Source organism: Sphingomonas sp. RIT328, assembly GCF_000632225.1.
In the GTDB taxonomy this organism is placed as follows: domain Bacteria; phylum Pseudomonadota; class Alphaproteobacteria; order Sphingomonadales; family Sphingomonadaceae; genus Sphingomonas; species Sphingomonas kyungheensis.
Genome location: NZ_JFYV01000034.1, coordinates 1 through 13167, shown reverse-complemented (window position 1 = coordinate 13167; position 13167 = coordinate 1). Strand labels below are relative to the sequence as shown.

At 69.1% G+C, this 13167-nt stretch carries 7 protein-coding genes; 2 read left to right on the top strand and 5 right to left on the bottom strand.

Annotated elements, in window-relative coordinates; all coding sequences use genetic code 11:
• Positions 1-103: 103 nt before the first annotated feature.
• Complete coding sequence (locus BW41_RS14020; RefSeq protein ID WP_443027648.1) at positions 104-2464, bottom strand: glycoside hydrolase family 31 protein; 2361 nt, start codon at positions 2462-2464, stop codon at positions 104-106.
• A gap of 171 nt (positions 2465-2635) precedes the next feature.
• Here BW41_RS14020 and BW41_RS14015 point away from each other — a divergent pair, with 171 nt between their 5' ends.
• Positions 2636-3364: a FadR/GntR family transcriptional regulator gene (locus tag BW41_RS14015; protein WP_235199773.1), complete on the top strand. Its 729-nt coding sequence runs from the start codon at positions 2636-2638 to the stop codon at positions 3362-3364.
• A 76-nt stretch (positions 3365-3440) separates the two neighbouring features.
• Here the strand turns inward: BW41_RS14015 and BW41_RS14010 are convergent, their stop codons facing one another.
• Both BW41_RS14010 and BW41_RS14005 read right to left on the bottom strand, forming a co-directional pair.
• Positions 3441-4946 carry a glycoside hydrolase gene (locus BW41_RS14010; protein WP_081793106.1) on the bottom strand — a complete coding sequence of 502 codons (1506 nt, stop codon included), beginning with the start codon at positions 4944-4946 and terminating at the stop codon, positions 3441-3443.
• Between the two features lie 117 nt (positions 4947-5063).
• Positions 5064-7442, bottom strand: a complete 2379-nt coding sequence (locus BW41_RS14005) for a glycoside hydrolase family 127 protein (protein ID WP_037535136.1) — start codon at positions 7440-7442, stop codon at positions 5064-5066.
• 165 nt (positions 7443-7607) lie between these two features.
• On the opposite strand from BW41_RS14005, the gene BW41_RS14000 reads away from it, so the two are divergent.
• On the top strand, positions 7608-10832 hold the full coding sequence (locus BW41_RS14000; protein WP_037535135.1) for a glycoside hydrolase family 2 TIM barrel-domain containing protein: 3225 nt from the start codon (positions 7608-7610) through the stop codon (positions 10830-10832).
• Between the two features lie 34 nt (positions 10833-10866).
• Here BW41_RS14000 and BW41_RS13995 read toward each other — a convergent pair whose 3' ends face one another.
• Positions 10867-12447 carry an alkaline phosphatase D family protein gene (locus BW41_RS13995; protein ID WP_037535134.1) on the bottom strand — a complete coding sequence of 527 codons (1581 nt, stop codon included), beginning with the start codon at positions 12445-12447 and terminating at the stop codon, positions 10867-10869.
• A 70-nt stretch (positions 12448-12517) separates the two neighbouring features.
• Positions 12518-13167, bottom strand: a 650-nt coding sequence (locus BW41_RS13990; protein ID WP_037535133.1) for a hypothetical protein, incomplete at its 5' end; no start/stop codon positions are given.

Genomic DNA, 13167 nt, shown 5'->3' with positions numbered 1-13167 from the left:
CCCCGACGGAGGTTCGCGCTAAGACCCGATTGTGTCGGCTTCGTGAATGTACGTGTCTGGAAAGCCACACCTTCCCCGTATTCGACGGGGAAGGTGGCACGGCCTATTTGGCGGCGACGACGCGGACCAGTCCGCCCACGTCCTGGCCGGTCGGCAGCCGGCCCGAGGCGCTGAGCTTGCCGCTCGCCTCGCTCCAGCGCAGCGTCGCGGTCTTGCCGCCGGTCTTGCGATAGGCGTTGGTCACGCCGTCGTCGTCGTACAGCGTGAAGCTGGCGTCGCGGCCGGGATAGACGCGGATGCTCTCCAGCGGCTGGGCGGTCGCGGTGCTCGGCACCTGCACGCCCATCGGTACGATCGATCCGGCGCGGACGAACAGCGGGATCTTGTCGATCGGCGCGGCGGCATCGACCGTCTGGCCGCCGGTGTAGCGTTTGTCGGTCCAATAGTCATACCAGTCCGCGCCGGCGGGCAGATAGACCTTGCGGCTGGTCACGCCCTGATCGGTCACCGGCGCGACGAGGAAGGCGGGGCCGAACATATATTCATCGCCGATCGTCGCCACCGCGGGATCGTTGGGGAAGTCCATGAACAGCGCGCGCATGAACGGCGCACCGGTCTCCGCGGTCCGATGGCCGAGCGCGTAGAGATAGGGGATCAGCGCGTAGCGCAGCCGCAGGAAGTTGGCGAGCACCGGCTCGGCCGCGGTGCCATAGTCCCATAGCGCGGTCGCCGGCCGCTGGCCGTGGATGCGCAGCGTCGGGGTGAAGCTGTTATAGGCGAACCAGCGCGTGAACAGCTCGGGATAGTCGGCATAGCTCGGCGCCATCGCGGTCGCCCCGGCGGGATCGAGCAGCGGCGGTCGTTCCGCCTTCGGCCCGGCGGGATATTGCCAGCCGCCGGTATCGCTGCTCCAATAGGCCATGCCCGTCGCGGTGAAGCCGAGCCCGGCGGGCACCTGGCGGCGCAGCGCCTCCCACGTCGACTGGACGTCCGACGACCAGAACAATGCGCCGTTGCGCTGCGTGCCGAGATAGGCGGCGCGCGCGAGGATCAGGTTGCGCATGTCGGGCCGGTCCTTCGCCGAGCCCTCCGCGACGCTGCTGGTATGCACCAGCGGATAGAGATTGTGGTAGCGGTCACCCGAGCCGATCGAGAATTGATGGCCATCGGGCACCAGATCGGGCTCGGTCTCGTCGAGCCAGAACCAGTCGAAGCCCTGGCTGGCGATATTGTCGCGGATCTTGCCCCAGAACCACTGGCGCGCCTCCGGATTGGTCGAATCGATCAGCGCGCCGGCGCGATCGGCACGGATCGGCAGGCCGTCGACGACGCTGCCGTCCTTGTCATGGAGCAGCCAGCCCTTGGCGCCGAGGAAGTCGTAATAGCGCGACTCCCGCTCGAACCGCGGCCAGACGCTGATGATCGAATGCATGCCGAGCCGGTGCAGCGTGTCGTTCATGCCCTTGGGATCGGGGAAATAGGTCCGATCGATGTCGAGCTGCCCCATCCGCGTCCAGTAGAACCAGTCGAGCACCATCACGTCGAGCGGCAGGTTGCGCTGGCGATAGCCCTGCGCGACGTCGAGCAATTCCTTCTGCGTCTCGTAGCGCGCCTTCGACTGGATCAGCCCGAACGCCGCCTTGGGCGGCAGCGGCGTCGCGCCGGTCAGCCTGGCATAGCCGGCGTAGAGCTGGTCGGTGGTGTCGCCGGTGATGACGAAGAAGGAGACGCGCTCGCCGACGTTGGACTGCCAGTGGGTGGCATTGTTGAGGCCGGGCGAGACGATGGTCGCCGACGGATTGTCCCAGACGATGCCATAGCCCTTGTTGGTGACCATGAAGGGTACGCAGACGCTCTCGCCCGCCGGCGCATCGTAATTGTGGCGGCAGTCGATCGTCCGGCCCTTGAGGTCGAGCACGCCCTCCTGATTCTGGCCGAGCCCGTAATAATGTTCGCCCGGCTGCACCGCGAAGCTGGCGCCGACGCGGAAGGTCTTCTCGTCGTTGACGGTATGCGGCGCCATTTCCCAGCCGGTCATGTCGAGCAGCGTGCGGCCGTCGGCACCGCGCACCGAGATGGCCACCGGCGGCAGCGACGGCGCGAAATAGCGCTGCATCTGCGTCGGCGCGCCGGGCCAGGGCTGCGCCGCGACGGTCAGCGTCAGCGCGGGCGAGGCGAAGACGTCGCCGCTCGCGTCGGTGCGGTGGGTCCAGCCGCTCGCGTCGGGCTTGGCGTTGGGGCCTTCGCCCGGTGGTGCGACGGCCAGCGCCTTGTCGAGCGCGATCGTCACGCGGACAATATTGGGCGCATAGGGTTCGATCGAGACGATGCCGCCGTTGCGATCGACGATCGCGAGCGGGTCGGCGGCGGCGGGCAGCGCGGCGAGCGCGGCAAGCGACGCGCCGGCGGCGAGCAGGCGCTTGGTGATCGCGATGCTGCGCATCACCCCGGTCGGCTTGATCATATCTCTCTCCCCCGGACCAACTCTCTGTCCGCTCAAGCTTTCATGTATGAGGACTTGCTTCACCCGTGCAAGCGGGGATCGGGCAACTACGACTAAAATGCCCTACAAATGGAAATTTTCGGCATGGCTTGCCGCGGTCGTCGGAAGGCGCGACGATCCGGGGTCATATCGTTGGGAAGGTTCACAGAATTGGCGAAGCGCGAGCGGATCAGGCCGGCCCATGTCACCATCGCCCGGACATTGGGTGTCGCCATCGTCACCGGCGACTATCACCCCGGGCAGACCATTCCCGGCGAGTTCGACCTCGCCGATCGATTCGGTGTCGCACGCAACGTCATCCGCGAGGCGCTGCGCATGCTCACCGCCAAGGGGCTGATCGAAAGTCGTCGCAAGACGGGGACGCGGGTGCGCGAACGGGCCGACTGGAACCTGCTCGACACCGAGATGCTCGGCTGGATGTTCGAAGGCGCGCCGCCGGTCAATTTCGTGCGCAGCCTGTTCGAGCTGCGACTGATCGTCGAGCCGGCCGCGGCGGCGCTCGCCGCGACCAACCGGACGGCGCGGCAATTGGCGCGGCTCGGCCATGCGCTCGAACTGATGACGCAGCACGGGCTGGAGAGCGTCGCGGGACAGGCGGCGGACGAGCAGTTCCATCAGGTCCTGCTCGAGGCGACCGCCAATGAATTGCTCGCCAGCCTGTCGAGCAGCATCTCGTCGGCGGTGCGCTGGACGACCTTCTTCAAATATCGCGTCGTCGCCGAATATGTCGATTCGATCCCGCAGCATCAGCTGCTGTTCGAGACGGTCGCCCGCGGCGATCCGGCGGCGGCGCATGCGGCCACCACCGCGCTGATCGACCAGGCGCGCAAGGATACCGAACAGGCGATGCGCGGCGGTTGAGGCACTCTCGCCGCCGCTTTTCGGTCCGGTGTTGTCCTACATATGCCTTCGTGTGCCGCCCAATGTGCACCGCGCGCTACGCACAGGTGGTGCGCGCGCCGCCGCGGGTGAGGATCAGCGTCGTCACGGACTGCGGCGGCGCGATCAGCCCGGCGACGCAGCGCGCGTCATGCGTCGCATCGGTGCGCACCGCCTGCACGCGCCAGCCGGCGGGCACAGCGAGCCGGCGCGGCGCGATGCCGCCGTTGACATGGACCAGCACCAGCGTCGCACCATCGGGCGACAGCGCCGCGGCACTGTCCATGTCGTCGACCGCGACCAGTCGGTAGCCGGGACGGATGTAGCGGCTGAACTGCGCCATCGCCCAATATTTGCGGGTGACGTGGATCGCATGCGGCCCGGCGGCCGGCGCGGCGAGATCGGCCTTGATCAGCCCCCAGTTGGAGGTCGGCTTGCCGTTGCCGCCGGACAGGTTCTCGACCGCCTGCCAGAATATCCAGGCGGCGGGCTCGAGCCGCTTGAGATCGGCGACGACATGATCGGCTAAGGCGAGCGCCGAGGGCATGCCGTCGAAATTCTCGCGGTCGCCGTCGAGCGGCGTGTCATTCTCGCTCATCCACAGCCGGATGCCGGCGGCGCGCGCCGCATCGCGCACCCCCGTCTGATACAGCGTGCCGTAACTGTGCACGTTGAGCTGGCCGATCCGCGCCAGCGTCTCCGGCGGATAGGCGGCGAGGTCGGCGAGGAACAGTCGCGCATTGGTCTCGTCGGGCGCGGCGATCACGGTGGTCAGCCGCTCGGCCTTGAGCGCGGTGTCGGCGGCGTCGATCATCGCCGCCTGTCGCGCCGGGCTCCAGTGCGCGCCTTCCTGCGTATTGGCGGCATACCAATAATCGGTGTTGGGCTCGTTGATCGGCGACAGCGTGCGGAAGCGGATATGGTGGCGGCGCTGCAATTCGGCGACGCTGCGCGCGAGATAGGCGGCGAACAGCGGCTCGCGGCCGGGCAGCAGATTGTCGTCGGTGCGCCGCTCGGCACCCGAGACGCGGCCCGAGACGGTCATGAACCATGGCGGCGAGTTGGAGAAAGCCTCGAAGATCGCACCCGGCACGCGATCCCGCACGGCATCGAGCCACCAGCGCTGGTTGGCGTCCTGCGTCCAGTCCCACATCAACGGATCGTCGGCGCGCCAGTCCGTGCCGGCGACGCCCGGCGGGAGCCGCCAGAAGCCGGGCACCGCCGCGCCGGTGCGCAGATAGGGCTTGGCATCCGCCGCGCCGCCGCCGCCGATATTGTAGCGCGCGATCGTCCAGCCCAGCCCCTTCGCGCCGTAGAAGAGGTCGGCAAGGCGGCTGCGGTCCGCCTCCGGCCAGCCGCCGGTGACGTTGGCGAACCAGGCCAGCGCGGTGCCCCAGCCCTCGAACCGCGTCGACGGGCGATCGATCGCCGGCCGCAGCGTCACGGTGACGGTCCGCGAGGCGATCGGCGCGGGGGTCGCGGCGGTGGTCAGCAACGCAAGCGCGAGACCGACCCGCGTGACCAGCCTGTGCCATCGTCCGTCCGCTATTGCCTCGCTTCGCATCGCGTCCCTTTCGCTATCCACTGTCTGGCAGATTCGGACATGTTTATGTCCGCGGCAACACGATGGATGCAAGGGGCCTTTCGCCCGCCGGAGGCATGCGGCCCGGCGCCCCGCCGATCAGACCAGCCCGGCCTCCACCGCGCTCATCATGCGCACCTCGTACAGGTCGATCTCGCCCGTCTCGCCGGCGAATTGCACGACCGCCGCGCTCTTGCCCTGTTCACCCGCGGCGCGGAGCGGATAGTCGATCGCGACGAACCCCTCCTGCGCCGGCCCCTCGCGGCGTTCGGTCGCGACCGGGGTGCCGTCGACGCGGATCGTCAGCGCGCGGTCCTTCACCTGATCGCCCCAATAGACGACGCGCAGCACCGCCGCGCCGGGGCGGCGGCGCAGCGTCAGCGTGATCGTCTCGCCGGCGCGCAGCTTGCGGGCGGAGCGGCCGTGCAGCTGCACCGTCTCGGGCTTGCTCGCGGTGAACAGGTGATCGCGCTCGGGCTGCATCTCGCCGAGATAGGCGACGTCGACGGTGCGGCGGGCGAGCGCCTGCCGCTCGGCCTGCGCGCGCAGATAGCCGGGCTTGGCCATGACCCAGGCGGCGGTGGTGAAGGTCGGGAAATAGACCGCGGTGCGCCGGTCATATTGCGCGTAGAAGGGGCTGAGCGTCAGCGGTTCGCCGAGCGCACCCCGCGCGGTGAAGCGATGGACGTCCGCCGCATCGTCCGCGCGCAGCGCCGCCACCGCCGGTCCGTCGACGGCGAGCGCCGGACCCATGCCGTCATAGGCCGCCGACGCCGGGCCGCAATCGGCGGCGAGCACCAGCGGCCCGTGCGCGAAGGCGACCAGCGACGGATCGTCGGCGACCGGCTCGGCGCGCAACCGCATCGGCAGCACGACGCGCAACCGGTCGCCCGCGCGCCAGCGCCGCTCGACCACGGCGTAACCGTCGCGCATCGTGGCCGCGGCGGGCCGGCCGTTGAGCGCGACGGTCGCGCCCGCCGCCCAGCCCGGCATGCGCAGCGCGATCCGCTGCACGGCGCGCGGCGCGCGGCGGATGGTGAGCGTCGCCTCGCCCTCCGCCGGCATCCGCGTGTCGAGATCGAGCGCGAGGCCGCGGTCCCGCCAGTCGAGGCGGCTGGCGATGTAGAGATTGACGTAGAGCGCACCGGCCGGGGCGACATCGTGCCAGAAGATCGAATCGGCATGTTTGGCGTGGCTCTCCATCCCCGAGCCGACGCAGCACCAGAAGCTTTCCTCCGCGGTCGAATAGCTGCGCCGGGCGCCGGGCGCGAGCGGCATAAAATAGACGAATTGGCCGGTATCCGGGCGCTGGTGCGCGAGGATATGGTTGAGCTGGATCCGTTCATAGGTGTCGAACCAGTCGGCGCTCGGCTGCCACGCATAGAGGTGCCGGGTCAGTTTCAGCATATTGTAGCTGTTGCACGCCTCGCACGTCGCCTCGGTGATCCGCTTCGACAATTGGTCGGGCTGACCGAAATGTTCGCGTTCGGAATTGCCGCCGATGACATAGCTGTGATGGCGGACGACGCGATCGTGGAAGAAGCGCGCCGCCGCGGCATGCTGCGGCGTTTCGGTCAGCTCGTACAGCCGGGCGAGGCCGATCAGCTTGGGGATTTGCGTATTGGCGTGCAGCCCGGCGAGCTGGTCGCGCCCCGCGGTGAGCGGGTCGAGCACCGCGCGGTGGTGGATCTTCTCCGCCATGCGCAGCCAGCGCGGATCGCCGGTCAGCGCATAGGTATCGGCATAAGCCTCGTTGAGACCGCCATGTTCGGCACGCAGCACCTGCTGCATCTGCGCCTCGCTCAACGGCTCGAGCACGCCGGCGAGATAGCCGGCGAGGCCGAGCGTGATCGGCAGCGCGCGGCGATTGCCGGCGAGGCGATGCGCGTCGAGCAATCCGGCATGGACCTTGTGCCAGGTGTAGAGCGGCACCCAGCCGCCGTTGAGATCGAAGCCGCCGGTGCGGATGTCGCCGCGCCGCACCTCCTCGAAGACGATCTTGCCGTCGACCGTCTTGCCGTCGCGATCGACGGTGGTGCCGCCGCAATAGCCGTCGCCATGCGCAGCCTGGATGCGCGCCATCTCGGCGAGCGCATGGTCGAGCCGCGCGGCGACCGCGGCATCGCCGGTATTGGCGACGACGAGGGAGCAGGCGGACAGCCAGTGGCCGAGCGAATGGCCGGCAATCCCCTGCGCCTCCCAGCCGGCATAGACCGGCCGGGGCGCGGGCAGCCCGGCGGAGACGTAGAAATTGTGCAGCAGCCGTTCCGGATCGAGCGACAGCAGATAGCGGCGGTTGGCAGCGAAGGCGTCGGCGAAGGGCGACGGCTTGAGCGTCACGTCGCGCATCGGCACCGGCGCGACCTTGGTGATCCGATCGGCGGGCAGGGCGGCGCTTGCCCGCCCGGCGACGACCAGCGCGCTGGCGCCGGCGAGCAGCGTCCGGCGCGTGACGCCCCTGCGGCTGACATGGCTCATCCTGCTTCCTCTCGCTTCAAGTCCTTATGTCGGAGTAGAATTGCAGCGGCCGACGGAGGGCGCAAGCACCGTCTCCGCCCGGGCCGGGAACACTGGCGATCAAGATGGCTTGCACGACGCTTCGTATACGATATGTCTGACATGATAACGTGGGGGAGCGGCAACATGCGGGCGTCATGGCTTTGGGCGGGGATCATCGGCAGCGTGGTGGCGAGCGCCGCCTGGGCGCAGGACGGCGCGCCGCAGGTGCAGCCGGTGCAGATCGACCCCACCCGCCCCGATTGGGAAAACCCCGCGGTGTTCGCGCGCGGCAAGCTGCCGGCGAGCGCCACCGGCTTTCCGTTCGAATCGCGCGCCAAGGCGCTCGCCGGCGACGAGGCGGCGTCGGCGCGCTTCGTGCCGCTCGACGGGCTGTGGCATTTCGCCTTCTCCCCCGATGCCGACCGTCTGCCGGCGGGGTTCGAGAAGCCCGACTATGACGTATCGGGCTGGAAGCAGATCCCGGTGCCGGCCGACTGGCAGACGCAGGGCTATGACCAGCCGCGCTACAACAACATCACCTATCCGTTTCCCGCCAACCGCCCGCTGATTCCGCACGCCACCGATCCGGTCGGATCGTATCGCCGCGACGTCACCGTGCCGGCGGCGTGGAGCGGGCAGGACGTCATCCTCCATATCGGCGCGGCGGGCTCCGCCTATACGGTCTGGGTCAATGGCGAGAAGGTCGGCTATTCGGAAGACAGCAAGCTGCCGAGCGACTTCGACGTCACCCGCTGGATCCGGCCCGGCAAGAATGTCGTGGCGATCCAGGTGATCCGCTGGTCGGACGGCAGCTATCTGGAGGATCAGGACTTCTGGCGAGTCTCGGGGATCGAGCGCTCGGTCTATCTGGTCGCGGCGCCCAAGCTGCGCGCGCGCGACGTCTTCGTCCATGCCGGGCTCGACGCGGCCTATCGCGACGGCCTGCTCGCCGTCGAGGTCGCGGTGACGCCGGGGAACGCGGCGAGTGTGCGGATGGTGCTGCTCGACGGGGAGCGGCCGGTGCTGACGCAGACGCAGCCGCTGGCGGCCTCGACCCGCGAGCGCCCGGTGACGCTGCGCGGCACGGTGCCGGCGGTGCGGCCGTGGACCGCGGAGACGCCCCAACTCTACACGCTGGTCACCGAGGTGCTCGACGCGCGCGGCGCGCTGCTGCAATCGACCGCGCGCGCGATCGGTTTCCGCACCGTCGCGATGCTCGGCGGCCAGGTCACCGTCAACGGCAAGCCGATCACGATTCGCGGTGTCAATCGCCACGAACATGATCCCGAAACCTTCCACGTCGTCAGCCGCGCGTCGATGGAGCGCGATATCCAGCTGATGAAGCAGAACAACATCAATGCGATCCGCACCTCGCATTATCCCAACGATCCGTATCTCTACGAACTCGCCGATCGTTATGGCCTGTATGTGATGGACGAGGCGAATATCGAGAGCCACGCCTATATGGATTATGCCAACCGGCGGCCGCGCGAGCGCGCGAAATATCAGGTCGGCTTCGATCCGGCGTGGCAGAAGGCGCACGTCAGCCGCGTCGTCAACATGGTCGAGCGCGATAAGAACCATCCCTCGGTGATCTTCTGGTCGCTCGGCAACGAGGCGGGGATCGGCCCCAATTTCGCGGCGGCCGCCGCGGCGGCGCGGGCGCGCGATCCCGGCCGGCTGATCAGCTATCTCGGCTGGGGAACGTGGGATGGGATCGGCGATCATCGCCCCAATGATTATGCCGACATCTACGCGCCGATGTACGATCCCGCAGTCAAGCTCGCGGATTACGCCATCAACTGGAACTACAAACAGCCGGTCATTCAGTGCGAATATGCCCATATGATGGGAAATTCGGGCGGTGACCTGAAGGAATATTGGGATACGATCTACGCCCATCCCGACAAATTGCAGGGCGGCTTCGCCTGGGACTGGGTCGACCAGTCGATGTACCGCTATACCAAGGATGGGCGGCGCTATTGGGGGGACGGCGGCGAATATGGCCCCAATCCGGGCGGCGACATCGAATTCGGCGACGGGTTGCTGCAGTCCGACCGGACGCCCAATCCGCAACTGTTCGAGCTGAAAAAGGTCTATGCGCCGGTGCAGTTCGACGGCTTCGATCCCGCCAGCGGGCGGGTGACGGTGCGCAACCGGCACGACTTCCGCGATCTTTCGGGCTTCGCCTTCGACTGGACGCTGCTCGAGGATGGCGTCGCGGTCGCGCACGGCGATCTGCCGACCCCGGCGGTCGGCCCGCGCGCCGCGACGGCGATCACGCTGCCGGTGACACATTATGCCCGCCGGTCCGATGCCGAATATTATGTGACGGTGCGCGTCCGCGCCAGGGCGGGGGCGGTGCCCGCGGTGGCGGAGGGCGCGACGATCGGCTTCGAGCAATTCGCGCTCGGCGGCGCGCCGGCGCTGCCCGCCGCGCCGGCAGGGGCGGTCGATCTGCGCGAGTCTGACGGCGCGATCACGCTGTCGGCCGGCACGGCGCGGCTCGAGATCGATCGCACCACCGGGCTGGTACGCCGCTACACCGCCGACGGCCGCGACCTCGCCACCGGCGGCACGCCGCATTTCTGGCGCGCGGTCACGGACAACGACCTCGGCATCGGCACCGCCGAACAGCTCAAGATGTGGAAGACGATGAGCGACACCCGCCGCGTCACCGCGGTGCGCAGCCGCCGCACCGACGACGGCGCGAGCGTCGCCGTCGATTATGCGCTCGGCGACGGCGCCGCGACCTTCACCACCAGTTATGCGATGGCGGGTGACGGATCGGTCGCGGTGACGGGAATGCTGACGCCGGTCAGGACCGACCTGCCGCCGCCGTTCCGTGTCGGCCTCGCCTTTGCGATGCCGACCGATGTGACGACGGTCGAATGGTATGGCCGCGGTCCGCACGAAAGCTATGTCGATCGCAAGACCTCGGCGCCGATCGGCCTGTGGCGCGGCGCGATCGCCGAGCAGAACCACGATTACATCCGCCCGCAGGAGACCGGCAACAAGGTCGACGTGCGCTGGATGGAGCTGTCGGGCGCGGGCCGCGGCGTGCGCGTACAGGGCGCGACGCCGCTGATGATGAATGCGCTCGCTTTCCCTTATGCCGACCTCGACCGCCATGCGCCGGGAACGTGGAAATCGACCGATGTCGTGCCGCACGATCAGGTGACGCTGCTGATCGATTCGGCGCAATGGGGCGTCGGCGGCGACACGCAATGGAGTTCGGTCGGCAAGCCGCTGCCGCAATATCGCGTATCGCTCGCTCCCACGCGTGTCGCCTTCCGCCTGACGCCCTTCACCGGCGCGGGAACGACACCCGACAAGGCAGCCAAGGCGACCGCGACGGGGAGCGAGTGAGCGCAGGGTTGGAGGACGGTCGGTTACACCGGCGCTACAGGTCGGTGACGGATTGCTGATCGCGGATGCCCGGCCGGCCGGGTTCGAGCGTGAAGCGGACGAGGTCGCGGATGCCGGACTGCGGGTCGCGCGCATCGCGCAGCCCGCGGAAGGCGATCCTGCCGCCCTGCGGCGTCAGGTCGACCAGCCCGTAGCCGCGCACCTCATTCTCGGCGAAGACGAGGCCGTTCGCCGCCGCCTGCTGCTTGAAGCTCGCGTCGTGGAATAGCGAGGTGATCGATCCGCCGACGAATTCGGCGGCGATCGGCGCGGCGTCGGGGCGGTCGGGATCGTGGATGTCGGCGGCGGCAAAGGCATGGATGTCGCCGCCGAGCGCGATCGGGTTGGAGGTGCGGGCGGCGAGCCAGCGGCGGTAGATGGCGTCGCGGGCGGCGGGATAGCCCGACCAATTGTCCGCCGAATATTGCACGCCGCGCTCGGGATGCTCGGCGTCGATCCGCCCCTGCTGGTGCATCAGCGTCTGTTGCGCGAGCAGATTCCATTGCGCCCGGCTGTCGCCGAGCGCCTGCGACAGCCAGCGTTCCTGCGCCGCGCCGAGCATCGTCCGTGGCGCGGAGAGATCGGGGCAGGGCTGGATCAGCGTCCGATAGCGCTGGTGCGCGGCGACGAGGCCGGCGGGCTGGCAGGCGCGGGGGCCGCGATACTGCCGGTCATCGACGATCTGGAATTGCGCGAGCCGCCCCCAGTCGAGCAGATGATAGATGCGCATCGCCGGCCCGAGCGGCGGTGCGGCGCGCACCGGCTGGTGCTCGTACCACGCCTGATAGGCGGCGGCGCGGCGGCGCAGGAAGACGGCGGGGTCGGTGTTGTTCTGGTCGAGCGCGTCGGCATAATCATTGGCGACCTCGTGATCGTCCCACGTCAGCACCCAGGGCGCCGCCTGATGCGCGGCCTGCAACAGCGGATCGCTCTTGTAGGTGGCGTAGCGGACGCGATAGCCGGCGAGATCGACCGGCTCGGGATTCTGGTGCAGCCGCACCGCATCCTTGGCGGTGGGTGCGCCCTCATAGATATAGTCGCCGAGGAACAGGACGATATCGGGATCGTCGGCGACGAGATGGCGATAGGCTGCGTAGAAGCCCGATTCATATTTCTGGCACGAGCCATAGGCGATGCGCAGCCGCTCCACCGCGGCGCCCGCCGCCGGCGCGGTGCGGGTGCGACCGGTGGCGCTGGTCTCCCCCGCGGCGAGGAAGCGGTAGAAATAGCGCGACGCGGGGCGCAGGCCGCGCACGTCGACATGCACCGCATGGCCCCAGCGCGGTTCGGCGCGCGCCTCGCCCTCGCGGACGATCCGGGTGAAGCCTTCGTCGCTCGCCACCTGCCAGCGCACCGGCACGGCGACCGGCGGCATGCCGCCCGCGGCATCGAGCGGCACCGGCGCGAGCCGCGTCCACAGGATCACCGAATCGGGCAGCGGATCGCCCGAGGCGACGCCGAGCGAAAACAGGCCGGCAGGCAGCGGCACCGCACCGCGTGCGCCGACCGACAGCAGCGCCGCCGATCCGCCGATCATCGCGCGCCGGGTCAGCGCCGGTCCTGTCGTCGTCACCATCGCCTCGATCCCGCGCCTGCCAAGCTGTTGCGATGCGCGGTATCGGTGACCGCTTGATGACAGCGGCGGATCAGCCGACCGGCTTGAGCTGCGCCGAATCGAGGTGCCAGCGCAATTGCCCCGGCGTCGCGCCGTCGACGTCATTGACGCGGCGCACGACATAGCGGCCGGCGAAACGCTGGCGACGGCCATCGGCAAGCGTCGCGGCGACCGTCACCGGTACGGTCTGGTAGAGGGATCCCGCCGCGCCCTCCGCCGGCGGCAGCGTGCCGATCGTCACCTGTGTCGCGCGGGTCTGCGCGAAGCCGCGTGTGAAGGCGGCGAACGTCTGGCCGGCCTTGCCGCCGTCGCCCCATTGCTGCCAGGCGGTGTCATAGTCACCCGCGTTGAGCGCGGCATAATAGAGCCGCACCACCGCGGCGGCGGCGGCCGGACTCTTCGGCGCGGGCGTGCAGCCGGCGATCGGCGCGCCCTTGCCGTCGAACAGCGCGCAGCTGCGTGCGATCTCGTCGTCGATCATCGCACAGCTGTTGACGGCGTTGCACGGCGGGTGCGTGGCGGGCGAGACGTTGCGGCAGATGGCGACGCGCTTCGCCGCCGCGGCGGTGCCGATCTCGGCGGCGCAGGCGAGCGGGGATGCGCGCGGTGCCGCCGGTCGCGACACGGTTTCGGCAGCAGCGGCAGGGGCGGCGGCAGGCGCGGTCGCGGCGGGGCTGGCAG